Origin of the sequence: Spirillospora sp. NPDC049024 (genome assembly GCF_040649235.1) — a bacterium.
GTDB lineage: Bacteria > Actinomycetota > Actinomycetes > Streptosporangiales > Streptosporangiaceae > Spirillospora.
Genome location: NZ_JBEZFD010000016.1, coordinates 42,394 through 67,640, shown reverse-complemented (window position 1 = coordinate 67,640; position 25,247 = coordinate 42,394). Strand labels below are relative to the sequence as shown.

The window sequence follows — 25,247 nt, the reverse complement described above, 5'->3', positions numbered from 1 at the left end:
CCGCGAGAGGAAACAGCACCATGACCACCAGGCACCACACCATCACGATCCAGGGCCTCGACGTCTTCTACCGGGAGGCGGGCGACCCGGCCAACCCCACGCTGGTGCTGCTGCACGGCTTTCCCACCAGTTCGGCGATGTTCCGCGACCTCCTGCGCGACCTCGCCGACGACTACCACCTGATCGCCCCCGACCACATCGGCTTCGGCCAGTCGGCGATGCCCGCGGTCGACGAGTTCGACTACGGCTTCGACAAGCTCACCGAGATCACCCTGGAACTGCTGGACAAGCTCGGCCTGGACCGCTTCGCCCTCTACATCCAGGACTACGGCGCCCCCATCGGACTGCGCATCGCCAGCCGCCATCCCGAACGCGTCACCGCCATCGTCACCCAGAGCGGCAACGCCTACATGGAGGGTTTCACCCCGTTCTGGGACGTCCTGTTCGCGCACGCCAAGGACCGCCTCCCGAACGAACCCGCCGTCCGCGAACTGCTGACGCCGGACGCCACCAAGTGGCAGTACACCCACGGGGTTCCCGCCGACCGGATGGACCGGCTGTCCCCCGACACCTGGACCCTCGACCAGGCCTACCTCGACCGTCCCGGCAACAAGGAGATCCAGCTCCAGCTGTTCTGGGACTACCAGTTCAACCTCGACGGCTACCCGGCCTTCCAGGAGTACTTCCGCACCCACCGCCCGCCGGTCCTGGTCACCTGGGGCGGCAACGACGAGATCTTCGGCCCCGACGGCGCCCGCGCCTACGCCAGGGACCTGCCGGACGCCGAGATCCACATCCTTGACGCCGGTCATTTCGCGCTCGAGACCCACGGCCCCGAGATCGCCGCCCACATCCGCGACTTCCTCGGCCGCACCCTGCGCTGACGCGGGCACCGACGACCCGGGTGAACTGATCCCCAACACCTGGTGGGGCCGTCCCAGAGAGGGGCGGCTCCACCCGCGTGGGCGCCCTTGCCGAGGTGCGGCAGCCGTTCCGCCCCGCGGCAACGAGGGCGAAAGCACTCTCGCTTACCGGCCGATGGAGCGTAGGTAGCGTTCGCCCAGGACCGCGAGGTGGTCGATGAGTTCGGGTGGCCCGGTGACCTCGAAGTCGAGTCCGAGCATGCCGATGTACACCGCGATGGTCTCGAGGCTGTCGGCTCCCGTGACGAGCACGCACTGCTCGTCGCCGACCGACTCGACCACGCCGACGGCGGCGTTGATGCGCGACAGCACCTCCTGCGCGGAGGCGAACACGGTGATCCGGGCGTGGACCTTCCAGCCCGTCGAGGCGACGTCACGCAGGACGAAGCTCGTGTAGTCGAGGCCGGGCAGCGGGGTCGGGGTGAACCGGCGGCGGGTGGGCGCGCGCGGGGTGATCCAGTCGATCCGGAACGTCGCCCAGGTGCCGGCCTGCGGGTCGCGGCCGACCAGGTACCAGCGACGCGCCCAGCTGACGAGCCGGTAGGGCTCCACGAGCTTGGGCCCCGACGTCGCCGCCGTGCCCGAGGGCAGCTCGCCCGCCTGGGCGTCGGACCCGGTGGTGTAGTCGAAGCGGAACCATTCGCAGTCGCGGACCGCCGTGGCGATCTGGGCGAGGAGCGCGGGGTCGATCTCGGGGTCCTCGACGTTGGAACCGGTGTTCTGCGGCCCCTGCGAGGTGGACTGGTGGATCGCCGCCACCTGGCGGCGCAGCCGGTGCGGCAGCACCTGCTCCAGTTTGGCCAGGGCACGCGCACTGCTCTCCTGGATGCCGCTGATGCCGGTTCCGGCGCGCAGCCCGATCGCGATGGCGACGGCCTCCTCGTCGTCCAGCAGCAGCGGCGGCAGCTTCGTGCCGGCGCCGAGCGTGTAGGAGCCGGTGGTGCCGCGCGTGGCGTCCACGGGATAGCCGAGTTCGCGCAGCCGCGCGATGTCGTTGCGGATCGTGCGACCGCTGACGCCGAGGCGTTCGGCCAGTTCAGAGCCGGGCCAGGACGGTCGCGACTGCAGTAGCGAGAGCAGGGCGAGCAGCCTCGCCGAAGTTTCCAGCATGATCTGCATGATGCCGCATCATTAGGAATCAAGTCTTCCTATATGGCTTCTACTGTGAAGACATGACGACGACGAAGTCCGCTTCTCCCGAGATCCGTCCCTTCCGCGTAGAGATCGCCCAGGCCGAGCTCGACGACCTCGCCCTGCGCCTGGCCAACACCCGGCTGCCCCGTCCCGCCGCGGTCGACAACTGGGACCTCGGCACGCCGAACGGCTACCTGCGCGAGACCGTCGACTACTGGCGCGACGGCTTCGACTGGCGGCGGCAGGAGGCGCGGATGAACGAGTTCCCGCACTACCTCACGGACATCGACGGCCAGGACGTCCACTTCATCCACGTGCCCTCCGCCGAGCCGGATGCCACCCCCCTGCTGCTGATCCACACCTACCCCGGCTCGTTCGTGGACTTCCTCGACATGATCGGCCCGCTCACCGACCCCGTCGCGCACGGGGGACGGGCCGAGGACGCGTTCTCCGTCGTCGTCCCCTCGATCCCCGGCTTCGGCTTCAGCACCCCGCTGTCCGACGGGGATTGGACGATGGCGAGGGTCGCCCGCACCTTCGACGCCCTCATGCGCCGGCTCGGCTACGAGACCTACGGCTCGCACGGCAGCGACGCCGGCACGATGGTCTCCCGGGAGCTCGGACTGCTCAAGCCGCCCGGATACCTCGGCATGCACGTGCTGCAGCTGTTCTCCTTCCCCTCGGGCGACCCGGCCGAGTTCGCCGGCTTCGGGCCCAAGGAGTACGCGGCGCTGGAGCACATGCAGTGGTTCCAGTCGGTCGGCGGCTACAACGCGATCAACGCCTCCCGGCCGCAGACCGTCGCGGTCGGCATCGCGGACTCGCCGGTCGGCCAGCTGGCGTGGAGCGAGCTGTTCAACTCCTTCGGCAACGGCACGAGCCTGGTGACCCGCGACCAGATCCTCACCCAGGTCACGCTGTACTGGCTCACCAACACCCAGGCCACCGCGGGGCGCTACCACTACGCCGAGGCGCACTCCGGCGCCGAACCGGCCATCAACACCGCGCCGACCGGCGTCGCGGTCTTCGCCGACGACTTCCAGACGATCCGCTCCCTCGCCGAACGCGACAACACCAACATCGTGCACTGGAGCGAGTTCCCCACCGGAGGCCACTTCGCCTCCCTGGAGGTCCCCGACGCGGTGACCGCGGACCTGCGCACCTTCTTCGCAGCGCTGCGAAAGGGCTGAACCTCCCGGCTCTGCGGTCGGGAGTGGGCCGGGAACGGCCCGCTCCCGCCGCAGCGGGGTCAGGGGTGCAGATGACACGCGAGCGGGGCGTGCCTGGCGGGGGTGACGGCTCGTGCGTGTCCGAGCGCTGCGGCCGCGGGGCGCGCGGGGAGCCCGCCCCCGCTACTCTCCGCCCATGGAGCAGGACCATCCCCTCGTTCGTGACGTCTTTCCAGATCTCATCGCCGAGCTGACGGCCCTCCTAGCGGAGGAGGGTGAGCATGAGCTGGCCGACTGCGCGCGGGATCTGCGTCTGGTCGACGAGTGCGGCTGCGGCGACGACTTCTGCCAGAGCATCCGGACGGCGGATCATCCACGTGGCCGGCCGTACGGTCAGGGCCATCGGTGCGTGCCCCTCTCGCCCTCGAAGGGCATGCTGATCCTGGACGTCGTGGACGCCCGGATCATGTACATCGAGATACTCGATCGCCCCCCGATGCACCGCCGCAACGCACAGCCGTGACGTCCGCCCAGGCGGAATGCGAAGTCCTGTTGGTGCTCAAGCCTGCCGCCCAGGACGGGCATGTTAGGACTGGGATAGGGGCACCAACCGGGCGATCCGGGGCGAGGGAGGCACAGTGGGCTTCGACGCAGGAGCGATCAGGGTGGTGGCCTGCGACATCTTCGGGACGACCGTCGACTGGCGGACGGGGGTCGCCGAGCAGGTGGCGGCGATCGCCGCGGAGCGCGGTGTCACGTTGGACGGCGGGGCCTTCGCCGACGATTGGCGCGACCGGTACCTGCCGTCGATGCAGCGGGTCAGCGGCGGGGAGCGGGAGTGGGTGTACCTCGACACGCTGCACCGGGAGTCGCTGGACGAGCTGCTGGAGCTGCACGGCGTCGCGGACGCCTTCGACGAGGACGCGCGGCGGCGGCTCGTCCGGGCCTGGCATCGCCTGCCCGCGTGGGACGACTCGGTGGGCGGCCTGGCTGCGCTGCGGGAGAGGTACGTGGTGGCGGCGCTGTCCAACGGCGGGTTCGCCCTGCTGACGAACCTGGTCAAGGGGCCGGGATTGCCCTTCGATTGCATCCTGTCGGCCGAGCTCGCCCGCACGTACAAGCCCGCGCCGGAGGCGTACCTGACAGCCGTGCGGCTGCTGGACGTGGAACCGGCGGAGGTACTGATGGTCGCCGCGCACAGGTGGGACATCGACGGCGCCAGAGGAGCCGGGCTCGCCACCGCGTTCCTGGAGCGTCCACTGGAGAAGGGACCCTCTCTCAGCGCCGACCGTGCCGACGACGTGGAAAGCGACCTGGCCGTACGCGGATTCGACGAGCTCGCCGCCCTCCTAAAGGCCGCTCCGCGGACCTAGGCCGCGGGGCGGCCGCGCGGGGAGTACGCCATGGCATCGACACCGCTGGCAGCCGCCCTGGCTGCTAGGCGGCGTGCGCGTCCAGGCGGGTGAAAAAGGTCGGCGATCTGGTCCTTGGTCAGGTACTGGACGGACAGCTCCATCGGCATGGGGCCGCAGCCGAAGCGGCAGCGTGCCGACGGTGGGTCTGGTGCCCCCCGCGACGACGGAATGCGGCGGGAGGCGTGGGGCGGCGTCCGGGCTAGGGGTGGACCGTGTCCGGGGCGTCCACGAGGCCCAGGCGGAACAGGCTCTCGGCGGTGTCGACGATGGTGGTGGCCGTGTCGCGCGGTTTCCAGCCGAGGACGGTCCGCGCCTTCTCGGTGTTCACAACGGGGATCTCGCCCAGCCGACCGGCGGCCTCGCGCATCGCGGGGTCGGTGCGGGCCGCCTCGCGCACCTCGTCGGCGGTCAGTTCGCGGGACGGCACCCGGACGGCGCGCCCGCCGAGGTGCTCGGCCAGGATGCGCGCCATCCCCAGAAAGCTGATCGCCTCGCCGGTGGAAGCGAGGAAGCGCTCGCCGGCGGCGGCGGGGGAGGTCATCGCCCGCACGTGGAGGTCCGCGACGTCCCGCACGTCGACCACGCCGAAGTACAGGGGAGGGACGGAGGCCATGGTCCCCGCCAGCATCGCCTTCACCATTCCGGCGGAGGCGGACAGGCGCGGTCCGAGCACCGGGCCGAAGATCCCGGTCGGGTTGACGACCGCCAGTTCCAGGTCGCCGCCTTCCGCGGCCACGAAGTCCCACGCGGCCCGCTCCGCGATGGCCTTCGACCTGACATATGCGGAGTTGTCGTCGGCGGGGTCGGTCCAGTCGGTCTCGTCGTACGCGCGGCCGTCCGCCTTGCGGCTGTAGCCGACCGCGGCGAACGACGAGGTCAGCACCACGCGTCGCACGCCGCCGTCCCGCGCGGCCCGCAGGACCCGGAGCGCGCCGTCCCGGGCGGGGACGATCACGTCGTCGTCGTGGGCGGGCCGCGCGGCGGGGAACGGGGAGGCGACGTGCAGGACGTGCGCGCACCCCGCCACCGCGGCGTCCCAGCCGCCGTCCGCCGCGAGGTCGGCCGCGACGATCTCCAGCCGTCCGTCCGGGGCGGCGCCGAACACCTCCAGCGCCGCCCGCACCTCCGCCGCGCGGTCGAGGGACCGCACCGTGGTGCGCACGCGGTACCCGTCCCGCAGCAGGCGCCCGACCACGTGCGCTCCGACGTAGCCGGTTCCGCCGGTCACCAGGACTCGGTCTCGTGAGGTCTCGCTTGTCATTTCTTCCCCCTGTTGGCGTGCTGTTTCCGGAGCGGCGCCGGGCAGACCGCATCGCCGCGGCGCGGTGGTGCCGCGGTGCCGTGGTGCCGCCGCGTCAGCGCAGTTCGCGCATGACCGGCAGGATCGCGTCGACGGCGCGGTGCTCGGCCTCGAGGTCGCCGCGCTCCCTCGCGCCCCACAGATCGGCCTTCAGTTGCAGGTACCGCAGCCGGATCCGCATGCGCTCCAGCTCCTCGGCGACCCGGTCGGCATTGCGCCGGAACAGGTCCCGCAACTGCGCGGCCTCCGCGCCGCCCTCGGCGAGATGCCGGAGGTAGGACCGCATGTCCTGGACGCTCATGCCGGTCGCCCGCAGGCAGCCCAGCGCCTCGATCGTCCGGACGGCCGCCGCGTCGTAGCGCCGGTGGCCGCTGCTCTCGTCGCGGTCCACCGGGTCGATGAGGCCGATCTTCTCGTAGTACCGCAGCGTCGGTTCCGAGAGGCCGCTGAGCCTGGAGACCTCCTGGATCGTCAGCGGCGCGGCGTCCTCGACGTTCTGTGTCGCTGCCATGCGTCCACTCTCGGATACTTCAAGCGCTTGAAGTCAAGCCGGACCCTGCCCAGGACGGCCCCGGCAAGGCCGCAGCCTTGAACATCGTCCTGAACCGCCCAGCGGTGGCGGCCGGGACGGCCGCTGAGGTCTCGTTGCCGGGGCGGGCGGCGCGCAGGGCGATGTTGCGGCCGCACAGCCATGCCCGCAGGTCGGGGAAGTCGTAGCCCTTGTCGGCGTGCGAGTTGGCCGGACTCCGCCGACGTCACCCGGTCACCGCCGCCTTGCTTCCGGACGGGGCCACAGAGGCACGCCCGCTGGATATCGGCCACGGGATCACGGCGGGATTCTGGGCGCCCGACCGGGCGGAAGTCGAACCGGGAGCGTGAGACATGCCGGGCACGACCGCCATGGCGGTTCGGCCCGTTCTCCCCTGGACCCGGGTGCATGCGTTGGAGATCATTCAGGCGTGCGGGCGGGATGGGAGCGGGGATGCAGGGGCGGACCTTGGGCGGGCGCTATCGCTTGGAGACGCTGCTGGGCCGCGGCGGTATGGGCGAGGTCTGGAGAGCAGCCGATCTGCGGCTGAAACGCACCGTGGCGGTCAAGATCTTGTCGCTGAACGGGATGCCCGGCCAGGCCGTGGCGCGTTTCCGCCGAGAGGCCGAGATCGCCGGCGGCCTGCAGCATCCGGGTATAGCCGTGGTGTTCGACACCGGCACCGACAGCGACGTGCTGTATCTGGTGATGGAACTGCTGGACGGCACCGACCTGGCCGAGGTGGTCCGGCGCCATTCCGACGGACTGCCGGCCGTGCGGGCGGTCACGCTGCTGGCGCAGATCGCCGACGCGCTGGCCGAGGCCCACGCCAAGGGCATCGTCCACCGTGACATCAAACCCGCCAACGTGATGCTGCTCAAGGACGACCGCATCAAGATCCTGGACTTCGGCATCGCCCGTTACACCGAGCAGACCACTGACCTCACCGGCAGCGCCCTCATCGGCACCCCCGCGTTCATGGCACCCGAGCAGTTCGACCGCGACCAGGGCGTCGACCACCGCACCGACCTGTACGCACTGGGCGCCCTGGCCTACGAACTCCTCACCGGTAGGCGGCCGTTCACCGCCGACACCGTCCGCCAGCTCCTTCATGACGTCCTGTTCACTCCGGCCCCGGCGGTCCGCGACACGCACGCGCACGTCCCCCCGGCCTTGAACGATCTGATCGCCGAACTGCTGGCCAAAGACCCGGACGACCGGCCCGGCAGCGCCCTGATTGTCGCCGCACGCCTTCGCGCGGTCGATCATCGGACGGCGCCCGCCCCCCTGACCGCCGGGCGGAAAACCGCCGTTCCCCCGGCCGGGACGGCCGCGAAGCCCACGGTGAGGCTCTCCGCCTCCGGCTCACGGAGCAAGCGCTCGGGCCGGCTGCGGTGGCCCGCCGCGACACTCCTCGTGGTGCCGGTGCTAGCCCTTGGCGCGTTCTGCGTCAACCCCGGCGGTCCTCTGCAGGACGGCGGCGACTTCCGTGCCGAGCCTGCCTGCGGCGAGCTGCGGCCCGCCGTCTTCTCCAACGCCGCCACCGAGGATGAGGGCGGCATCGACTGCCACTGGTACAAGGAGCAGAAGAAGACCGGCGTCGTGGACGACGGAAGTCACAGGAAATACGACTACAAACTCATCTGGGACCTCAGAGTCAGCATGTCCCTGCACTCCCCAAAGCCGTGGGAGTGGCAGTCGGGGCCGGACGTGGCCGCAACCTACCTACAGAAGCAGGCCTTTGACGGCGATGACATCGCTGAGCCACGCCTGGGGCCTGGCGCCTATTACTCCCTGGACTCCAGTCCGTACGCGGACGACGGGAACCCTGATACGGACTACGAAATAGACGGCAGTCATACCTTCGCATTCCAAATCAACAATCTCGTCGCGATGGTCTCCTACGTGGAGGATAGAAGTGACCTCGGAGACATGGACGAGAAAGAGGTACGGGCCACAGCACTGAAATTGGCCCTCGAGATGGCGGCGAAAATCAGGAAAGAGACGGTCGACCTCGGACTCGCCCGAACCAACGGCGCCTGACCCGCGGCCCGGGGACGGCCGCCGGGGCCGCCCGACCCACGCCCGGACGGCTCTCGCACGACTTCTTCAGCGGTCTTCCAGGCTGGAGGAACCGCTGGCGATCTTGTTAGACCGTGTCTTGGTTGATGATTGATCTCGGGACCGGTTGTGGCGAGCTTTGCCGAGCCACTGGTCTCTTGGCGTGAGGAAGGCAAAGCCGCGCGGCCGGGATGTGCGGGGAAGAGTCCCGGCCGCGCGGCGGCTTGAGGCTACCGGCGCTTCCAGGCCTTGAGGATCTCATGGAGCAGGGAGCCCGGTTCTTCGGCGTTGACGATCGTCCACTGGGTCCCGCCGGGGACGATCGCCCACCACTCGTAGGTGTGGCGGCCCCACCAGCAGACGACACCGGCGAACCGGTTCTCCAGTTCGGCGATCGTCGTCACGTGGGCGGGGTCTGGCACGGCCGGCGGAGCGGGGTGCGAAGCCCTGGTTCTCTGCGTCCGGTGCGACCGCGCGGCGCGTATGGCGGTCACGTACGGGATGAGGATGCGGGTTATCTGCCTGGCCGCATGGGTCGGGTCGGTGTGCGGGGCGAGATCTTCGCCGGTACTGGACCTGAACCACCAGACTCCCGCCGTCGATCCTGGGACGAGCGTGATGCTCTCCCCGAACTGCGGGACTTCCCGATCGAAGACGTGCACGAGCGGGTGCGGTCCGTCATAGCGCGGGACGGCCTGCCAGCCCTGCCGGGCGACTTCTTCGGCAAGTCGGTCAAGATGGCACGTTATAGATGAAGCTGGGGCACCGACGTTCCGTTGCTTCGGTTCAACCCATTTCATTTACCAGCTCACCCACTTAGTGGGTTGGCTGCTAGGCCGGGCGGACGCGCGACTGCGTTCGTGGACTAGAGCCTCACGTAGCTCTTCTGCGCTTCCACATACAACAGTGGCGTCTACACCTTCCTTGGGGTCGTGCAGAGTGGCAACCCAGGCGCCTGCCTTTCCGTCCTGGCGTCTTGCACGCCAGATGCGATGCCCTTGGAAGTCTACGCGGAGTTCCGCTAACGCCTGGTCAGCGGGGTTGACGGGCGTCTCCATGATCGTTGGACTTTCGTGTGTGATTTCTCTCGTTTGTGGCTCCGTATCTTGCTGTGATCGGGCTATCTTTGGGAAGAGCGAGAAGTCCAACCAGAGAAACCCCTCGGTGGGGCGTAAGAAAATCGCCCTGCTTTCGAATCTTGGAGATCGTCATGCCGCGCCGCCCCCGCGATCCTGGTGTTCCGTCCTCCCCGGTCGAGTACTTCGGTACGGAGTTGCGAGCCTTCAGGGAGGCGGCCGGCCTGTCCCGACCGCAACTCGCCGAAAAGCTCGGATACACCCCGCAATGGATTGGCCAGGTCGAGTCAGGAAAAAACGGACCTTCGGAGGAGTTCGCCAAGGACTGCGACACCTACTTCAAGACCAACGGGACCTTCTACCGCATCTGGGAGTGGACCCGAGACTTCGGGCGCCTCCAGGTCCTCCCCCCGGGGTTCCGGCCCTATGCGGAGGTGGAAGGGGACGCCTCCTACGTCAAGGCGTTTGCGCCCTTGCTTGTGCCGGGGCTTCTGCAGACTCCCGAGTACGCACGAACAGTTCTGGAGGTAGGTCAGCGGCCCGAGAAGCTCGAGGAGTTGCTCACGGTGCGCTTGCGGCGGCAGGAACTGCTGGCCAGGGCCGGTTCGCCGTGGTTCCTTTTCGTGATCAGTGAGTATGCCGTTCGGCGGCCTGTGGGCGGACGCGAAGTGGTGCGCGGGCAACTTGAGCGCCTCTTGAGCGCGGCGAGCGAACCGCACATCACTCTGCAGGTCGTCCGGGATGATGCTCCGGTCTATCAGGCGAGCGGCTTCGTACTGCTGGAGTTCGAAGATCGTCCCCACATGTGTTACATGGACAGCGGCGGCGGTTATGGACCCCTCCTGGAGAACCCTCGCGACGTGAACGAGCGTGCCGTAGCCTTCGATCAAGTGCGGTCTGCTGCACTACCGGCTGGCGACTCCGTGCGGTTCATTTGCGCGGTCATGGAGGGGCTATGAGCGTGGTCAACCTGTCGTCCTGCATCTGGCGCAAGAGCAGCCGCAGCGATTCGTCAGGTGCCGAGTGCGTCGAGGTCGCGTGGGTTCCGACAATGGCTGACGCTACTTGGCGCAAGAGCAGCCATATTGACGACACTGGCGCCCAGTGCGTCGAGGTGGCGGATCTGGCGTCCGGGGTGGCGGTGCGGGACTCCAGGGACCCGGACGGGCCGAAGTTGGTCTTTGGTGCCGCCGTGTGGGAGGCGTTCGCGGGCCGGGTCAAGGGCGGGCACCTCGACTTGAGTTGAGATCGACCAGACGCTGCCGCGGGTTCGACGGAGGCGGTGACCTGGGAGCCGCTGGTGGAAGAGGACAGTCCCCGGGTCGACCCCGGTGCTAGTTGTGGGTGAGCCGCCAGCACTGTTGAGACCGCGAGGAGACCTCTGATGGCGGCGATGGCTGAAGGGGCGCCGTTCGTCCGCGACGACCTGCGGGAGGCGTTCGCTGCGCTTGAGGTGATGCCGGGTTTTCGTGCCGAGTTGGTGGATGGAGAGATCGTTGTGTCTCCGCCTGCCGATGGGCGGCACGAGACCGTCGTCGTGGCGGTCGATGACTGGGTGCGTGACGTCCATGGTCTGCGGTTGCATCGCAACCTGACGCTGATCAGCCCGGAGGGGGAGTACGTGCCCGACGGAATCGCCGCCCCCAAGGGCGCGTTCGCGGGACGCGAGTGGCACAGCAAACCCGACGGGGCGGCGATGGTCCTGGAGGTGACGTCCGGGAGTCGGCGGGACCGCAAGGGCGCCGAACGCGATCGCGGGCCCAAGCGGCGCGGCTACGCCGCCGCCGACATCCCGCTTTACCTGCTGATCGACCTCCTGGACGGAAAGGCCACGATCTTCTCCGAGCCGCGCGGGGATGACTACGCCCACAGCGTCTCGGTCGCCTTGGGAGAGGACCTCCCCATCCCCGCCCCGCTCGATGGTGTGCTGCCCACCCGCGATTTCTGACCCCAGCGCCCCACCGGCCTGCCCCTCCATCGGCCCGCCGCCCCGCCGCCCCGCCGCACGGGCGCCCGTGTACCTGGGCGCAGCAAGAGGGGGCATGGGCACCCGCTCGCGGTGCGTCCGTTTCAGGGGTGGGGGGCGCGGAGGCCGGCTACGAGGATCGACAGCAGCCGTGGGGCTCGCGCGTCGAGTTCGGTGTCGTCCAGTCGGGACAGCCAGCTGATGAGCACGATGACGTCGCGGGCTTCGGCGTCGGCGCGGACGCTGCCGGCCGAGCGGCCCGCGGCCAGCAGCAGTTCCACCGCCTCACCGATCGGGCCGAGGCTGTGGGCGGTGAGGTCCTGCCACGTCGCCGCCTCGACGGCGGCGAATATGTCGCGCTTGACCCGGGCGTAGGCGGCCACCCGGTCGAACCATGCCGCCAGCGCGTCGAGCGGCTGGTGGGTCGCCAGCAGCCGCGGAGCCTCGGCGACCAGTTCCTCCACCTCCCGGCGGTAGACCTCGGCGAGGAGGTCCTCGCGTGTCGGGAAATGCCGGTACAGCGTGCCCTGCCCGATGCCGCATGCCTTGGCGACCGCGTTGAGCTTCAGCTCTCCCGGCTTGTGGACGAGATCGCGGGCCGCCTGGAGGATCCGCTCCCGGTTGCGCTGCGCGTCCGCACGTCGCGATCCGCGGCTCTCGGCAGAAGCGGACACGTGTCCGCTATGGTGGTCGTCGTAACCGGACATGTGTCCCATTCTAGGTGGAGGTTCTTCATGACCGTTCAAGGCAAGGTCATCGCCATCACGGGCGCCAGCAGCGGAATCGGCGAGGCGACGGCTCGCCACCTCGCCTCGCTCGGCGCTGCCGTCGTCCTCGGCGCCCGGCGCACCGAGCGGCTGGACCGGCTGGCCGCCGAGATCAAGGCCGCCGGCGGCGAGGCCGCCGCAACGCGCGTGGACGTCACCGACCCCGAGGACCTCCGGTCGCTCGTCTCCCTCGCGGTCGAGCGCTTCGGCAGGCTGGACGTCCTGGTCGGCAACGCCGGGATCAGCAAGATCAGCCCCGTCGCCGACCTTGACGTCGAGGGCTGGTCGGCGATGGTCGACGTGAACGTCAAGGGTGTCCTGCACGGGATCGCCGCGGCCCTGCCGGTGTTCCGCCGCCAGGGCAGTGGCCATCTTGTCACCGTCGTCTCGACCTCCGGCCTGAAGATCGTGCCCACTCAGGCGGTGTACGCCGGGACGAAGAACGCGGTACGCACCCTTATGGAGGGCCTGCGGCAGGAGAGCACCGACGGGGTCCTGCGGACGACGTCGATCTCCCCGGGGTACGTCCGCACCGAGTTCGTGGACAACGCCGTCGACGACCCGGCCCTGCGCGAGCAGGCCAGGCGGAACATGGCCGATCTCGGCATCGACCCCGTGGCGGTGGCCCGGGCCATCGCCTTCGTGATCGACCAGCCCGAAGACGTCGAGATCGGGGACCTGACCATCCGGCCCGCTCGCCAGGGCTGAGGGAGGGCGTCCCGCATCTGGACAGCCTTTCGGACAGGTGTCCGATTCGGGTACGGTCGAGCCCGGCACAGGCGGAGGAGGCCTCGTGGACGATCTGCCAGAGCTCGGGTTCTATGGATTGGCCGGGCATTCGGGAGCCCCGCGTGACCTGCTCGGCGAGGTCGCGGAGGCCGAGGCGCTTGGGCTCGGCTCGGTGTTCCTGTCGGAGCGCTTCAACACCAAGGACGCGGCGGTGCTGGCGGGAGCCGCGGCGGCGGCCGGCACCCGGATCGGCATCGCCACCGCGGCGACCAACCACAACACCCGCCACCCCCTGGTCACCGCGACGTTCGCCACGACGATGCACCGGATGACCGGCGGGCGGTTCGCGCTCGGCCTCGGCCGGGGCTTCGACATGCTCTTCGACGTGATGGGCCTGCCCCGCGTCACCCAGGCCCAGCTGGACGACTCCATCGGCATCATGCGCCGGCTGTGGCGGGGAGAGGCGGTCGTCGGGCACGACGGTCCCGCCGGGAACTACCCGTACCTCAACCAGGACCCGGCGTTCCGCGAAGACATCCCGGTCATGCTCATGGCGATGGGCGAGCGCACGCTGGAGTTCGCGGGCCGGGTCGCCGACGGGGTCGTCCTGCACACCTTCTTCACCGACCAGACCCTGGCCCGCGCGGTCTCCGCGATCCGCCGGGGCGCCGCCGAGGCGGGCCGCGACCCCGCCTCGGTGCGGGTGTGGTCGGTCCTGGCCACGGTCGGCGACCATCTGGACGAGGAGGCCCGCCTGCGCAAGCTCGCCGGCCGCCTGGCCACCTACCTGCAGGGTTACGGGGATCTGCTGGTCCGGGTCAACCGCTGGGATCCGGCCGACCTGGCCCGTTTCCGCGCCGATGACCTGGTCGACGGCTACCCCGGCGCCTTCGACGCGCTCGCCACGCCGCACGAACTCCGCCGCCTGGCCGAACTGCTTCCCCAGGAGTGGCTGGACGCGGCGGCGACCGGCTCTCCCGAACGGTGTGCGCGACGCGTCCTCGACCAGTTCGACGCCGGTGCCGACAGCGTCGTCCTGCATGGCGCCACCCCCGCCGAGCTGGCTCCGATCATCGACGCGTACCGGGCGGTGCGACCCGCTGACCGGTTCGACGGACTGCCCCGCAACCCCGGCCGCTCCCGTGCGGGCGACTCGTGATTGACGCCGAACCGGCTCGGCTGAACGCCGCCTGGCTGAGCGAAGTGCTCGGTGCGACGGTGACCGGCGTCCGGTGGCGGCCGGTCGGGACGGGGCAGATGAGCGGCTGCTTCCGGTGCGCTGGCCCCGGCCACCGAGATCTTCATCGACCGGTTCGCGGGCCGGCTGGCCGCCGAGGACAGGGCGACCCTGCGGGCCGTCGCCGTCCACGCCGGACGGTGGATCGCGGCGCGTCCGGAGCGCTTCGCCCTCGTCCACGGCGACTACCGGCTCGACAACATCATCTTCGCGGCCGGCGGCGGAACCGGGGTCGCCGCGGTCGACTGGCAGACCCTCACCGTCGGCCTGCCCGCCCGCGATCTCGCCTACTTCCTGGGGACCGGCCTCACCGTCGCAGACCGCCGGACCCACGAGCGCGATCTGGTCGCCGCCTACCATCGCGCTCTGGTCGGGCACGGCGTCACCGGCTACTCCCTGGAGCAGTGCTGGGACGACTACGCCTTCGCCTTCCTCCAAGGCCCACTGATCACCGTGCTCGGCTGCGCCTACGGAACTCCCACCGAACGCGGCGACGAGATGTTCCTCGCCATGGCCGCCCGCTCCTGCGCCGCGATCCGCGCTCACGGCTCCCTCGGCAAGGTTCCCTGACCCGTCCGCCGAGGCGGAACACGCCCTCGCCGCTGACCGGTCCTAAGCGGGCTTGCCCATGTCGATCCAGCGCTGGAGCTTCTCCACGTCCGCCTCGGGCCACGTTCCGTCGCAGGGCATGTCGCCGGCCACCAGGGAGACCAGGATGGCGTCGGCGTGTTCGGCGACATCGGCGTGGTCGAACAGGTCGAAGTAGCTCAGCATCGCGTTGCGGTCCTTCGTCCGGAACAAGGGCTTGATGTCCTGCTCGAAGCTGAGCTTGTCGTCCTGCACGGGGGATGGCATGTCCTGCGCTCCATTCGCGGAATGGCGGGATCGGTCTCCTGGAAAGACCGGTCAGCTCCCTGATCCGTGACAGGCCCCGCGCAGATGCGGACGAACGCGCGATTTCCGCTGGAGCTGTCACAGGCGAGGCGGATCGGCTGTCTCTGGCTGGTGACCGGGCGGCGACGGACCCCCGGTGAACGGCGTGACTGGAGGGACAGTGACGACCAACGACGGCACCGGCACAGGCCGCGCCGGGCGGCCTCTCCCCGCGCGGGTGCGGCCATGAGCAAGACCACCCTGAACTGGGAGGAGGCGGCGGCATGCCGATCGCTCGATCCCGAGCTGTTCTTCCCCGTGGCGGAGGAGAACGTCTACGCGACACAGATCGCGGCGATCCGCCGGCTCTGCGCCGCATGCCCCGCCAGGAGCCGCTGCCTTGAATGGGCCCTGACCACGGGCGAGCCGCATGGCATCTGGGCCGGTACCACCCCGGCCGAGCGCCGCCGCCTCCGAGCGGCCAGGAGGGCGTCCCGTCCCACGGACGACCCTGCTCGCCTTCGCGCCCGGGAAGCGGACGCCGCATGACCGGCCAGGCATAGCCCCACCCAGGAAGACCATGGCGGACGGATCGACCGTTCCGTTTCTTCGCGGATCGGGCGGCGCCGCGGGGCTGGCATCGCCCATGACCTGCGGGCACCGTCGGCGGCGAGGAGCCGCCCGGTTCAGTGCGGCCGCAGGACCGGCCGACGACGGCCGGGCGGTCGGCGCGCTCACCCTGGGGCCGTCACAGGGGCCGCCGACCCCGGGCTCGTGGAATTGGTGCGGGCGACCATTCTGGGTCACGATGGGGCGTCCCGATATGCGGTCGAACGGGTCCGGGCGCGCGACGAAGGCGGTAACGGTGGAACAACGCAGGCGCGGCGCGGGCCACGGGGAGAACGCCGCGCTGCTCGGGCGGGGACCCGAGCGCGCCGCCGTCGACCAGTTGCTCGCGGCCGTCGACACCGGCGAGAGCCGCGTGCTGGTGGTGCACGGCGTGCCGGGAGTCGGGAAGTCGGCGCTGCTCGGGTACGCGGAGAAGGCGGCGACGGGCATGCAGGTGCTGCGCGCGTCCGGCGTCGAGTCGGAGATGGAGCTGCCGTTCGCCACGCTGCACCAGTTGTGCGCGCCGCTGCTGGACCGGCTGCCGCACCTTCCCGCGCCGCAGCGCGCCGCGCTCGAGACGGTGTTCGGGATCCGGGCGGACGCGCCGCCCGAGCGGTTCCTGGTCGGGCTCGCGGTGCTCAGCCTGCTGTCGGACGCGTCGGGCGAACGTCCGCTGCTCTGCGTGGTCGACGACGCCCAGTGGGTGGACCAGGCTTCGCTGCAGGTCCTCGGCTTCGTGGCCCGGCGGCTGCTGGCGGAGTCGGTCGTCCTCCTGTTCGGGGCGCGGGAGCGCTCCCAGGATCTGCTCGGGCTCCCCGAGATGGAGGTCACCGGCCTACGGGACGCCGACGCCCACGCCCTGCTGGACTCGGTCACGTACGGACGTCTCGACCAGCGCGTCCGCGAGCGGATCGTCACCGAGACCAGGGGCAATCCGCTGGCCCTGCTGGAGCTGCCGCGCGGGCTGACCGTGACGCAGATGGCGGGCGGGTTCGGTCTCCTGCGCTCGGACACGCTGCCGGGCCGGATCGAGCAGAGCTTCCTGGCCCGGATCCGCGGCCTGCCCGACCAGGCGCGGCTGCTCCTGCTGATCGCCGCGGCCGAGCCGGTCGGCGACCCCACCCTGGTGTGGGGCGCGGCCGCCCGGCTCGGCGTGACGCCGGCGGAGGCGCTCGCCGACGGCACGCGGGAATGGCTGTCGCTGGACGCGCGCGTGACGTTCCGCCATCCGCTCGTGCGGTCGGCGGTGTACCGGTCGGCGTCGAAGGAGGACCTCCGGGCGGTGCACCTGGCGCTGGCGGAGGTCACCGACCCGAAGGCCGACCCCGACCGCCGTGCCTGGCACCTCGCGGCCGCGGCGCCCGCGCCGGACGAGTCCGTCGCCGCGGAGCTGGAGCGGTCCGCCGACCGGGCGCAGGCGCGCGGCGGGCTGGCCGCCGCCGCGGCGTTCCTGCAGCGGTGCGTCGCGCTGACCGTCGACCCGTCGCGGCGCGCCGAGCGCGCGGTTGCCGCCGCCGAGGCCACCCTCCAGGCCGGCGACCTCGACACCGCGCGCCGGTTCGCCGACATCGCCGACCGCAACGCCCGCGACGAGTTCCAGCGCGTCCGGGCGCACCTGGTCAGGAGCCGGATCACCTTCGCGGCCGGGCTCGACCAGGAGGCGCCGCCGCTGCTGCTGTCGGCCGCGCGGCGGCTGGAGCCCTTCGACATGGACCTCGCGCGCGAGACCTACCTGATCGCGTGGGGCACCGCGGCGCTGATCGCCGTGCACTCCGACAGCCTCATGGCGATCTCGAATGCGGTGAAGGCGCTGCCGGCCCCGGCGGGGCCCCCGCACGCCCTCCACCTCGTGCTGGAGGGCTACGCGCTGCTGGTCACCGAGGGCCGTGCCGCCGCCGCCCCGGCGCTGCGGCGGGCGCTGGCCGCGCTCGCCGACCTGCCGGTGGACGAGGTCCTGAAATGGGGCTGGGTGGCCAACGGCGTCAGCGCCGCCGCCTGGGACGACCGGGCGATGCGCGTCCTCGTCGGCCGGGTCGTCGAGGGGGTGCGCGCCGCCGGCGCCCTGACCGAGCTCCCGTTCTGCCTGACCTCCCTCGGGATCGCCATCGCCTGGACCGGGGACTTCACCGCCGCCGCCGCGATCGTCGCGGAGATCGAGGACGTCTCCGCCGCGACCGGGGTGCCCATCGCCCCGCACGTCGAGCTGCGGCTGACCGCGCTGCGCGGCCGGGAGGCCGAGGCCGAGGCGCTGATCGCCGCGACGATCGAGGAGGTCGGCGCCGGCGGCCAGCTGATGGGCGTCACGGTCGCCCAGTGGGCGGCGGCGGTGCTCTACAACGGTCTCGGCCGCTACCGGCAGGCGGTGGCGGCGGCCCAGGTCTGCACCCGGATGGCCGAGCTGTGGGTGTCGGTCTGGGCGCTGCCCGAACTGGTCGAGGCGGCGGTGCGGGCCGGTGAGGACGACATCGCGCGGGCGGCCCTGGACGACCTGGCGGACGCCGCGGAGCCGTCCGGGACGGACTGGGCGCTCGGCGTGCTCGCCCGCTCCCGGGCCCTGCTCAGCGATGGGACGGCCGCGGAGGAGCTCCACCGCGAGGCGGTCGAGCGGCTGGGCCGCACGGAGCTGCGCCCGGAGCTCGCGCGCGCCCACCTGCTGTACGGAGAGTTCCTGCGCCGGAACCGCAGGCAGGTGGAGGCGCGTGAGCGGCTGCGGACCGCGTACGACATGTTCGCGGAGATGGGCATGGAGGCGTTCGCCGAACGGGCCCACCGCGAGCTGCTCGCCACGGGGGAGAGCGTCCGCAAACGCGCGGTCGGCGTCTCGTCCAGCGAGGAGCTGACGCCGCAGGAGCGGCAGATCGCGCTGCTGGTGCGGGAGGGGCTGACCAATCCGGAGATCGGTACCCGACTCTTCATCAGCCCGCGCACGGTCGAGTGGCACCTGCGCAAGGTCTTCACGAAGCTGTCGATCACCTCCCGCAGGCAGCTGCGCGACGTCCTGCCGCCCAGCGAGCACGCTCTGACCGCGGGGTGAGGCGCCGGCGGCCCCGCCCTCCGGCGGGCGCCGCAGCGTGCGCGGCGGTCGAGTCGGGAGCTCGGTCGGTCATCCGCCTCCGAAAGCTCGGGATCAGCTCCCGCAGGCAGCTCGCCGACGCCCTGCCCCGCGGGGGGTTCCGCACGGGGCCGGGCTGACCGCCGCTCCCTGGTCCCGGCCGACCGGGGAGACACCCTGGTGCGGCCCGGCGGCGACCGCCGCGAGGCTTGCGGTGTCGGCGGCCACGCCGCACGCAGCCCGGGAACGCCTGGACCCCTCGGTCACCGCGCCTCCCGTCATCGCGGAAGGGAATGAGGCAGTCATGTCCGATCAGCCGCTGGACGGAGCCGTCGCGCTCGTCACGGGCGCCAGCAGCGGGATAGGCGCCGCGACCGCGCGCCGCCTGGCCCGGGAGGGCGCGGCGGTCGCCCTGGTCGCCCGCCGCCGCGACCGCCTGCGGGAGGTCGCGAGCGGCATCGCGGCGGCGGGCGGGCACGCCGTCGCGGTGGAGGCCGACATCACCGAGCCGGAACGCGCGGAGGGCGCGGTGCAGGAGACGCTGGACCGGCTCGGACGCCTGGACATCCTGGTCAACAACGCCGGGATCAGGCTCCTCAGCTCGGCGCTGCACACGGCCGTCGAGGAGTGGGACCGGATGGTCGCGCTCAACGTGGCGGCGCTGCTGCACATCACGCACGCCGCCGTCCCGCACCTGATCTACGCGGCGTCGACGTCGCCGCGGCAGACGGCGGACCTGGTGAACGTCGGCTCCGCGGCCGGCCGGGCCGCCCGGCCGTCGAGCAGCGTCTACAGCCTGACCAAGTCCGGGCTGAGCGCGTTCAGCGAGTCGCTCCGCCGGGAACTGCTCGGCGAGCGGGTCCGGGTCAGCGTCGTGGAGCCCGGCGCCGTCGACACCGAGCTGGTGGACCACCTCAACGAGACCACCAGGGACGCGGCCCGCCGGCAGCTCGCCGGCATGGAGGCGCTGCGGCCGGAGGACGTCGCGGACGCCATCGGCTACATCGTCACGCGGGAGCGGCGGGTCGCCGTCAGCCGGCTGCTGGTCCGCGCCGCAGACCAGACCTGGTGACCGCGGCCGCCAGGCGTTCGGCGGCGGTGGCGCGGCCTGCTTCGAAGGCCGCGTGCAGCAGGGCGCCGTCGGACTCCAGGCGGCTGATGCGCGGCGAGTCCTCCGGCGGGCGGATCGACAGCACGGCGGGCTTGTCGTGGTCCTGGTCGGCGTCGTACCCGGCGAGGAGCAGGTCCGCCTCCGCCAGCCGGGTGTCGCGGGCGAGGAAGGTGGCCTTGAGCTCCGCGGTGTAGCGGCGCAGCCCGACGTTGGCGAGCAGCCGGGAGCCGAACGAGGGGGCCTGACGCTCGGGCGCCCGGTCGCTCAGCCTCCGCGAGCGGAGGACCAGGACGTGGGTCGCCCCGTCCCGGAGCGCCTGGCCGAAGGGGATCGCCTCGGCGACGCCGGCGTCGTAGTAGAGCCCGGGCCCGATGGCGACCGGGCGTCCCGCCAGGAGGGGCAGCGCCGCGCTGGCCCGCAGCGCCAGCCGCAGCGCGCGCTCGTCGACGAGGGCGTCGTGCAGGTCGACCGGGCCGCCGGTGACGACGTCGGTGGCCAGGGGATGGAACTCGACGGGGTTGGCCAGCACCGAGGCGTAATCCAGCGGGAACCGGCGGATGTAGACCTCCTCGACGAGCTGCTCGACGTTCACGATCGGACGGCCGCGCAGCAGGTTGCGCTTGCGGATGAGCGTCCGGGCGAAGACCGGGTCGGTCCAGCCGCGCACCCCTTCGGGAGTGGAGCTGAGCAGCCAGGCCGCCGAGATCGCGCCCGCCGACGAGCCGTACACGGTGTCGAACAGCGGCAGCAGCCCGAGCTCGTGGACGGCCAGCGCCATGCCCGCCGAAACGGTGCCGCGCATCCCGCCGCCCTCGATGGCCAGCGCCACGCGGTGCCCGTCCTCCCGGGCGCCCGGCCGGCTGCCCGCGGCGGCGCGTTCGGCAAGGACCGACAGCAGCCGGTGCCGGGTCTCGACCCGTCCCACGTTTCCTCCTCTGTGCGGCGGGCGCCCTGCTCGGGCGCTCCCACCGAAGGTCATCGTGCCGCCCGGACGCCGGACAGGTCCAGCGCGATGACGATGATCACACCCCCGGCCGGCGGCGAGGACGCCCCTGCCAGGACGGCGGGACGTCCGCAGCGGGCCCGCCGGAAGGGTTCGGCTCGCCGGGGCGATTCGGTGGGAAGGGTGTCGGAGGACCCATTTCGGGGCGGGCCGCCGACATAGGATCGGGGGATTCGGGGCGGATGGGGAAAGGGTCGTTCTTTGGGGCTGGGCGGCGGCGCCGGTGAATTTCCGGTGGCATTGCGGGGGAGTTTCCGGCCGGTTCGGATCGAGGCGGTCGGCGCCGAGTCCGTCGTCCACCTGGCGGAGCCGCTGGGCGGCGGGTGCGCGGGCGCCGACCTGGTCGTCGTCAAGGTGCACCGGGAGTCCCGGCTGGAGACCGACCAGCTCGTCGTGCTGGGGCGGCTGGAGGCGACCCGGCACGTCCCCCGGATCCACGATTACGGGAACGTCGTCGTAGACGGCGCCGAGGTCGGCTGGATGGCGCAGGAGTACTGCGCGCACGGTTCGCTGGACGCGCTGATCCGGGACGCCCTCCCGCTCGGCGACGCGGAACTGCGGGCGATCGTCGCCGAACTCGCCGAATGCCTGAACTTCTGGCTGGGCGCCATGGGACTGACGCACACGGACGTGAAACCGGCCAACATCCTGGTGCGGTCCCGGAACCCCTACGAACTGCTGATCGGCGACTTCGGGGGCATCGCCCGCAACGTCCGGGTCCACGGGCGCGATCCGGGCGGGCTGCTGACCACCTGGGCCTACGCGGCGCCCGAGACCGCGCGGGGCCGCCGTGGCGCTCCGGCCGCCTGGTGGGCCCTCGGGATCATCGCCTACCAGCTGCTCCTCGGGCGGACGCCGTACGAGGGGACGCCGTCCGCGCGGGTGCGGGAGCTGCTGCGCGCCGGGCGGCGGCCCGCGCTGGACGCCGTGACCGACCCGGAGTGGCGGCGGCTGATCGACGGGCTGCTCGTCGTCGACCCGGCGCGGCGCTGGACGTACGAGCACGTGGTGGCGTGGGTCGCCGACGAGCACCGCCCGCCGCGGTTCAACGGCCGCACCTACCGGGACGTCCGCGGCCTCGCCGACGACCTGGAGCGGAACTGGCGGGACGGCGCCGCCTGGCTGGCCGGCAACGGCGGGCGGCTGGCCGACTGGCTCGTCCGGCAGGGCGCCGACCCCGCCGACGTGCGGTACCTGCGCGGGCTGGGCGGGGACCGGGCGCGGCGGGCGCTGATCAGGCTCACCGCGCAGGTCATCCCGGACGTGACGCCGCGCTACGAGGGCCGTCCGATCGACGCGACGGGGCTGCTCGGGCTCGCCCGGGGCGGCCCCGCCGACCGGGAGCTGCTGCGGGAGGTCGTGGACGGCGGCGTGCTGGCCGACGCGGCCCGGCACCGCTGCGGGCATCCCGGCTGCCGGGGGCGCTGCGCCGTCCTGGACCGGGTGCACGCGGACGTCCCGGAGATCGTCGCGCGGGCGGAGGGGAAGCTGAGCTGGCTGCGCGGCCGGGTGCTGCGCAGCCGCGCGGGCCGGCCGCCGGCGGAGCTGCCGTCGGAGCGGGAGTGGCCGATGCTGTGGGCGTGGGCGGCGGAGCTCACGCTCCTCGCCGACGCCGCGGAGCGGGTCCGCGCGCTCGCCGCGGCCGTGCCCCGCGACGTCCCGTGGTGGCCGGACCGGCTGCGGCTCGCCGAAGCGGCCGACCCCGCCACCGTGGAGGGGTGCGCCGACCTCGTGGTGGCGCAGCTCCTCGCCCCGCACGCCTGGCGCGCGGCGGGCCCGCAGCGGAGCTGACCTCCGCCCCGGCCTCAAGCTGGGCCCGGAGGCTCAGCTCCGCAGCGGAGCGGAGCTGAGCGCCCGCCCGGCGTCGAGCGGGCGCCCGAAGGCTCACAGGTACTGGCCGGGCTCCTCGGTGTCGATCCGAGGGATCAGCCCGGTGGCGCTGAACAGTGAAAGCAGCGGGCGCAGCACCCGCGTCGGGCGGAAGTTCCGGTGCGGGAACACCCCCTCCTCCGGGATCGGCGGCACGCCCGACGCGGACGCGAAGTGGAGGGACGTGGGCGAGCCCGAGTGGAACGGGGCGAGCCACAGTTCGGCGTCGTGCCGGTGCAGGAACGCGTAGGCGGCCTCGTTCTCGTCCTCGACGGTGCGCAGGTCGCCGAGCACCGTCTCGTCGTCCCGCGCGAGCCAGTGCGCGACGGTGCCGTCCACCTCGGCCAGCATGTCGGACTTGGCGACGACGATGGCGCCGGGCGGCAGCAGGCCGTCGCTTGCCTGCCGGGTGTGCAGCAACTGGGTGATCGCATGCGTGAAGCCGGGGTCGGGCACCCACGGGTTCCAGTCGTCGCCCGTGCGGAGCTGCTGGCCGTCCGCGACGTAGAGGATCGCGTCGGCGAGGCTGAGGAACGGCGTCTCCCCGTACTCGTACCGGTGGTAGTGCTCGCCGGGGACGTCGAAGAAACCGACCGCGTGGGTCCGCCCGGTGTACTCGCTGGACACGCGCAGCGCGTAGACGAACTCGGCCCGCGCGGAGCGGCGGGTGGCGGGCAGGACCTGGCGCTGCTCCAGGAACGGCCGGATCCGCTCCTCGTAGAACCGCTGCCGCAGGTGCCCGTCGAGCGGCTCGATGCGCAGCTCGGGCGCGAGCATGGACTTGCGCCGTTCCAGCTGCGCGATCATCGCGGTGAGCAGGTGGGTCTTGCCGGCCGCGCTGGCGCCGACCAGCCCGATGATGAGCGGGTCGAGGTCGCCGTAGTCGGCCGGGAGGAAGTGCGGGTCGCCGTCGCCGTGGCACTGCCGCATCGCGCCGAGCGTCCGGTGCCGCCAGCGGACCTCCGGCTCGTCCGGCGCCCGCGTCAGCACCTCCGGCCCCTCGGGGGTGTTCCTGACGAGCGGGACCTCGCCGTAGTCGGACCAGTCGAGGTGGTTCAGGCAGTACGGGCAGAGCGTGCGGGCGCGCGGGTCCGGGCCGGGGTAGGCGGCGGGGCCGGGCTGCCAGGGCGGGGCGATCATGTCACAACACCACCAGGAGGACGAGGACGACCAGGACGAACACCACGGGCCACACCAGCGCGGGATGCGGCCTGCGCCTGCCGTCGTCGCCGACGCGGAAGGGGAAGTCGCGGGGCAGCGAGGGGACGCCGATCCGCTCCGCGGCGTCCGGCCGTCCGGTTCCCGGCCCCAGGCCCCGCCCCGTGCCCGGCGCAGGAGGCAGCGGGGGCGCGGCTCCCCTGGACGGGTGCGCGGGCGCGCCGTGCCTCCGCTGGCCGAGCCACTGCTTCTCCCTCCGGTAGTTCTCGATGGCGCGCGCGGCGCCGCTTGCCGCCGGGGGCGCCGGCGGAGGCGGCGGAAGCGGCGGCTTCGGCGCGGCCCGTTCCGCCGTCCCGGCCTGGCCGGTGCGCGTGTTCTGTCCGGCCTGCGCCGCATGGGCCGCGACCTGGATCTCCACGGTGTGCGTGTCGTCGTCCTCGGGGACGTCCTGCTCGGTGGGGGAGTCCTGCCCGGCGGACGCGTCCCGCTCCGTCGTGTCTCCGGAGACGGGCCAGCCCTCCATGCGGGCCAGTACCTCCGCGGCCGTGGGGACCTCCTCGTCGAAGACGGGACGCAGCACCATGCCGAGGTCGGGGTGGTGCCGGACCAGCCAGCTCAGCTCACTCGCGTCGGCCGGGCCCGCGCCGTCCGGCCCGAACGACGACAGCTCGCCCGACGCGAGCCAGAACAGCAGCCCGGCCGCCGCGCGCACGTCCCGCGCCGCCCGGAGGTCGTCCGGCTGGCCGACCGCGTTGCCCAGGTCGGCGATCTGCAGCCGCCTGCCGTCCCACAGGAGCATCCCGGGGGACAGTTCGCCGAGCGCGTAGGCGTTGTCCGCCAGCACACGGAGCGCGGTGAACAGGTCGTATGCCGGTTGCCGCAGCCGCTCGGCGGTGAGCGGGGAGGTCCCGGCGAGCGGACGGCCGCGCCGCGTCTGCACCAGCCGGGCCGGGCCGTCGGGGGAGTCGACGTCGAAGCCGAGCAGCGTCCCGAACTGGTCGGCGCGCACGTCCTCCATGCGGAGGCCGCCCCAGACGGCCACCTCGTTGCTCAGCGCGCGCTTCCCCGTGGCGCCGGTGGCGACCTTGTAGACGCACTCGACCTCGGCGCCGCCCGCGGGCCGGACCGTTCCGTAGTGGCTTCTGTAGCGGGCGCCGACGCGGCTCCCCTGGTCGAGGGTCAGCGCGAACTCGACGCGTCCCGCGCCGGACGGCGTTTCGAGCAGTGCGGTTTCGGTGGTCACCCCGTCACGTCCCTGTGTCGATC

23 protein-coding genes and 1 pseudogene are annotated in these 25,247 nt (G+C 72.0%); 15 read left to right on the top strand and 9 right to left on the bottom strand.

Features of this window, described 5'->3' with window-relative positions; all coding sequences use genetic code 11:
• Nucleotides 1-20 precede the first annotated feature (20 nt).
• Nucleotides 21-884 carry an alpha/beta fold hydrolase gene (locus AB0C21_RS27600; protein WP_500208048.1) on the top strand — a complete coding sequence of 288 codons (864 nt, stop codon included), beginning with the start codon at nucleotides 21-23 and terminating at the stop codon, nucleotides 882-884.
• 144 nt (nucleotides 885-1,028) lie between these two features.
• On the opposite strand, the gene AB0C21_RS27595 is transcribed toward AB0C21_RS27600, so the two are convergent.
• Nucleotides 1,029-2,033 (bottom strand): helix-turn-helix transcriptional regulator, encoded by a 1,005-nt coding sequence (locus tag AB0C21_RS27595; RefSeq protein WP_500208046.1) that lies wholly within the window; start codon nucleotides 2,031-2,033, stop codon nucleotides 1,029-1,031.
• A gap of 62 nt (nucleotides 2,034-2,095) precedes the next feature.
• Here AB0C21_RS27595 and AB0C21_RS27590 point away from each other — a divergent pair, with 62 nt between their 5' ends.
• From AB0C21_RS27590 to AB0C21_RS27580, 3 genes are all read left to right on the top strand, one after another.
• A complete protein-coding gene (locus tag AB0C21_RS27590) occupies nucleotides 2,096-3,247 on the top strand; it encodes an epoxide hydrolase family protein (protein WP_500208044.1) in 1,152 nt (383 codons plus the stop codon).
• Nucleotides 3,248-3,422: 175 nt separating this feature from the next.
• On the top strand, nucleotides 3,423-3,749 hold the full coding sequence (locus tag AB0C21_RS27585) for a hypothetical protein (protein WP_500208042.1): 327 nt from the start codon (nucleotides 3,423-3,425) through the stop codon (nucleotides 3,747-3,749).
• Between the two features lie 115 nt (nucleotides 3,750-3,864).
• Nucleotides 3,865-4,599, top strand: a complete 735-nt coding sequence (locus AB0C21_RS27580) for a haloacid dehalogenase type II (RefSeq protein ID WP_500208040.1) — start codon at nucleotides 3,865-3,867, stop codon at nucleotides 4,597-4,599.
• A gap of 241 nt (nucleotides 4,600-4,840) precedes the next feature.
• Here the strand turns inward: AB0C21_RS27580 and AB0C21_RS27575 are convergent, their stop codons facing one another.
• The gene (locus AB0C21_RS27575) at nucleotides 4,841-5,869 is read right to left on the bottom strand and encodes an SDR family oxidoreductase (protein ID WP_500208038.1); all 1,029 of its coding nucleotides are present in this window, start codon (nucleotides 5,867-5,869) and stop codon (nucleotides 4,841-4,843) included.
• Between the two features lie 127 nt (nucleotides 5,870-5,996).
• Nucleotides 5,997-6,452: a MerR family transcriptional regulator gene (locus AB0C21_RS27570; RefSeq protein WP_500208036.1), complete on the bottom strand. Its 456-nt coding sequence runs from the start codon at nucleotides 6,450-6,452 to the stop codon at nucleotides 5,997-5,999.
• Between the two features lie 504 nt (nucleotides 6,453-6,956).
• Between AB0C21_RS27570 and AB0C21_RS27565 the strand changes: the two genes are divergently transcribed.
• Nucleotides 6,957-8,513, top strand: a complete 1,557-nt coding sequence (locus AB0C21_RS27565; RefSeq protein WP_500208034.1) for a serine/threonine-protein kinase — start codon at nucleotides 6,957-6,959, stop codon at nucleotides 8,511-8,513.
• 248 nt (nucleotides 8,514-8,761) lie between these two features.
• Here AB0C21_RS27565 and AB0C21_RS27560 read toward each other — a convergent pair whose 3' ends face one another.
• The gene (locus AB0C21_RS27560) at nucleotides 8,762-8,935 is read right to left on the bottom strand and encodes a hypothetical protein (protein WP_500208032.1); all 174 of its coding nucleotides are present in this window, start codon (nucleotides 8,933-8,935) and stop codon (nucleotides 8,762-8,764) included.
• A gap of 794 nt (nucleotides 8,936-9,729) precedes the next feature.
• Between AB0C21_RS27560 and AB0C21_RS27555 the strand changes: the two genes are divergently transcribed.
• The 3 genes from AB0C21_RS27555 to AB0C21_RS27545 all read left to right on the top strand — a co-directional run bounded on the left by AB0C21_RS27555 (nucleotide 9,730) and on the right by AB0C21_RS27545 (nucleotide 11,555).
• Nucleotides 9,730-10,566, top strand: a complete 837-nt coding sequence (locus AB0C21_RS27555; protein WP_500208031.1) for a helix-turn-helix domain-containing protein — start codon at nucleotides 9,730-9,732, stop codon at nucleotides 10,564-10,566.
• Nucleotides 10,563-10,853 carry a DUF397 domain-containing protein gene (locus tag AB0C21_RS27550; RefSeq protein WP_500208029.1) on the top strand — a complete coding sequence of 97 codons (291 nt, stop codon included), beginning with the start codon at nucleotides 10,563-10,565 and terminating at the stop codon, nucleotides 10,851-10,853. Before AB0C21_RS27555 ends, AB0C21_RS27550 begins: the two co-directional genes overlap by 4 nt.
• A gap of 138 nt (nucleotides 10,854-10,991) precedes the next feature.
• Complete coding sequence (locus AB0C21_RS27545; protein ID WP_500208027.1) at nucleotides 10,992-11,555, top strand: Uma2 family endonuclease; 564 nt, start codon at nucleotides 10,992-10,994, stop codon at nucleotides 11,553-11,555.
• A 122-nt stretch (nucleotides 11,556-11,677) separates the two neighbouring features.
• On the opposite strand, the gene AB0C21_RS27540 is transcribed toward AB0C21_RS27545, so the two are convergent.
• Nucleotides 11,678-12,280 carry a TetR/AcrR family transcriptional regulator gene (locus AB0C21_RS27540; protein WP_500208025.1) on the bottom strand — a complete coding sequence of 201 codons (603 nt, stop codon included), beginning with the start codon at nucleotides 12,278-12,280 and terminating at the stop codon, nucleotides 11,678-11,680.
• A 27-nt stretch (nucleotides 12,281-12,307) separates the two neighbouring features.
• Here AB0C21_RS27540 and AB0C21_RS27535 point away from each other — a divergent pair, with 27 nt between their 5' ends.
• The 3 genes and pseudogenes from AB0C21_RS27535 to AB0C21_RS27525 form a co-directional block, all read left to right on the top strand.
• The gene (locus AB0C21_RS27535) at nucleotides 12,308-13,048 is read left to right on the top strand and encodes an SDR family oxidoreductase (protein WP_500208023.1); all 741 of its coding nucleotides are present in this window, start codon (nucleotides 12,308-12,310) and stop codon (nucleotides 13,046-13,048) included.
• 85 nt (nucleotides 13,049-13,133) lie between these two features.
• A complete protein-coding gene (locus AB0C21_RS27530; RefSeq protein ID WP_500208022.1) occupies nucleotides 13,134-14,228 on the top strand; it encodes a TIGR03857 family LLM class F420-dependent oxidoreductase in 1,095 nt (364 codons plus the stop codon).
• A gap of 120 nt (nucleotides 14,229-14,348) precedes the next feature.
• A pseudogene (locus AB0C21_RS27525) lies at nucleotides 14,349-14,738 on the top strand (phosphotransferase); the annotation flags it as partial.
• A 180-nt stretch (nucleotides 14,739-14,918) separates the two neighbouring features.
• Here the strand turns inward: AB0C21_RS27525 and AB0C21_RS27520 are convergent.
• On the bottom strand, nucleotides 14,919-15,161 hold the full coding sequence (locus tag AB0C21_RS27520) for a hypothetical protein (RefSeq protein ID WP_500208020.1): 243 nt from the start codon (nucleotides 15,159-15,161) through the stop codon (nucleotides 14,919-14,921).
• Nucleotides 15,162-15,425: 264 nt separating this feature from the next.
• Here AB0C21_RS27520 and AB0C21_RS27515 point away from each other — a divergent pair, with 264 nt between their 5' ends.
• The 3 genes from AB0C21_RS27515 to AB0C21_RS27505 all read left to right on the top strand — a co-directional run bounded on the left by AB0C21_RS27515 (nucleotide 15,426) and on the right by AB0C21_RS27505 (nucleotide 19,912).
• Nucleotides 15,426-15,728: a WhiB family transcriptional regulator gene (locus AB0C21_RS27515; RefSeq protein WP_500208019.1), complete on the top strand. Its 303-nt coding sequence runs from the start codon at nucleotides 15,426-15,428 to the stop codon at nucleotides 15,726-15,728.
• Between the two features lie 316 nt (nucleotides 15,729-16,044).
• On the top strand, nucleotides 16,045-18,822 hold the full coding sequence (locus tag AB0C21_RS27510; protein WP_500208017.1) for a helix-turn-helix transcriptional regulator: 2,778 nt from the start codon (nucleotides 16,045-16,047) through the stop codon (nucleotides 18,820-18,822).
• A 322-nt stretch (nucleotides 18,823-19,144) separates the two neighbouring features.
• A complete protein-coding gene (locus AB0C21_RS27505; RefSeq protein WP_500208016.1) occupies nucleotides 19,145-19,912 on the top strand; it encodes an SDR family NAD(P)-dependent oxidoreductase in 768 nt (255 codons plus the stop codon).
• Here AB0C21_RS27505 and AB0C21_RS27500 read toward each other — a convergent pair.
• Nucleotides 19,872-20,876, bottom strand: a complete 1,005-nt coding sequence (locus AB0C21_RS27500) for a patatin-like phospholipase family protein (protein ID WP_500208015.1) — start codon at nucleotides 20,874-20,876, stop codon at nucleotides 19,872-19,874. The genes AB0C21_RS27505 and AB0C21_RS27500 overlap by 41 nt on opposite strands.
• Before the next feature lie 312 nt (nucleotides 20,877-21,188).
• Here AB0C21_RS27500 and AB0C21_RS27495 point away from each other — a divergent pair, with 312 nt between their 5' ends.
• Nucleotides 21,189-22,745, top strand: a complete 1,557-nt coding sequence (locus tag AB0C21_RS27495; RefSeq protein ID WP_500208014.1) for a protein kinase domain-containing protein — start codon at nucleotides 21,189-21,191, stop codon at nucleotides 22,743-22,745.
• A gap of 93 nt (nucleotides 22,746-22,838) precedes the next feature.
• On the opposite strand, the gene AB0C21_RS27490 is transcribed toward AB0C21_RS27495, so the two are convergent.
• Both AB0C21_RS27490 and AB0C21_RS27485 read right to left on the bottom strand, forming a co-directional pair.
• Complete coding sequence (locus tag AB0C21_RS27490; protein ID WP_149263951.1) at nucleotides 22,839-23,963, bottom strand: TRAFAC clade GTPase domain-containing protein; 1,125 nt, start codon at nucleotides 23,961-23,963, stop codon at nucleotides 22,839-22,841.
• Nucleotide 23,964: 1 nt separating this feature from the next.
• On the bottom strand, nucleotides 23,965-25,224 hold the full coding sequence (locus AB0C21_RS27485) for a hypothetical protein (RefSeq protein ID WP_500208012.1): 1,260 nt from the start codon (nucleotides 25,222-25,224) through the stop codon (nucleotides 23,965-23,967).
• Nucleotides 25,225-25,247 lie beyond the last annotated feature (23 nt).

What these genes read in the sequence shown, in the direction of transcription:
- AB0C21_RS27595 (WP_500208046.1), bottom strand. Translation starts at nt 2,033, where the DNA reads ATGCTGGAAACTTCGGCGAGGCTGCTCGCCCTGCTCTCGCTACTGCAG.
- AB0C21_RS27590 (WP_500208044.1), top strand. Translation starts at nt 2,096, where the DNA reads ATGACGACGACGAAGTCCGCTTCTCCCGAGATCCGTCCCTTCCGCGTA.
- AB0C21_RS27585 (WP_500208042.1), top strand. Translation starts at nt 3,423, where the DNA reads ATGGAGCAGGACCATCCCCTCGTTCGTGACGTCTTTCCAGATCTCATC.
- AB0C21_RS27505 (WP_500208016.1), top strand. Translation starts at nt 19,145, where the DNA reads ATGTCCGATCAGCCGCTGGACGGAGCCGTCGCGCTCGTCACGGGCGCC.
- AB0C21_RS27535 (WP_500208023.1), top strand. Translation starts at nt 12,308, where the DNA reads ATGACCGTTCAAGGCAAGGTCATCGCCATCACGGGCGCCAGCAGCGGA.
- AB0C21_RS27515 (WP_500208019.1), top strand. Translation starts at nt 15,426, where the DNA reads ATGAGCAAGACCACCCTGAACTGGGAGGAGGCGGCGGCATGCCGATCG.
- AB0C21_RS27545 (WP_500208027.1), top strand. Translation starts at nt 10,992, where the DNA reads ATGGCGGCGATGGCTGAAGGGGCGCCGTTCGTCCGCGACGACCTGCGG.
- AB0C21_RS27600 (WP_500208048.1), top strand. Translation starts at nt 21, where the DNA reads ATGACCACCAGGCACCACACCATCACGATCCAGGGCCTCGACGTCTTC.
- AB0C21_RS27520 (WP_500208020.1), bottom strand. Translation starts at nt 15,161, where the DNA reads ATGCCATCCCCCGTGCAGGACGACAAGCTCAGCTTCGAGCAGGACATC.
- AB0C21_RS27540 (WP_500208025.1), bottom strand. Translation starts at nt 12,280, where the DNA reads ATGTCCGGTTACGACGACCACCATAGCGGACACGTGTCCGCTTCTGCC.
- AB0C21_RS27550 (WP_500208029.1), top strand. Translation starts at nt 10,563, where the DNA reads ATGAGCGTGGTCAACCTGTCGTCCTGCATCTGGCGCAAGAGCAGCCGC.
- AB0C21_RS27570 (WP_500208036.1), bottom strand. Translation starts at nt 6,452, where the DNA reads ATGGCAGCGACACAGAACGTCGAGGACGCCGCGCCGCTGACGATCCAG.
- AB0C21_RS27490 (WP_149263951.1), bottom strand. Translation starts at nt 23,963, where the DNA reads ATGATCGCCCCGCCCTGGCAGCCCGGCCCCGCCGCCTACCCCGGCCCG.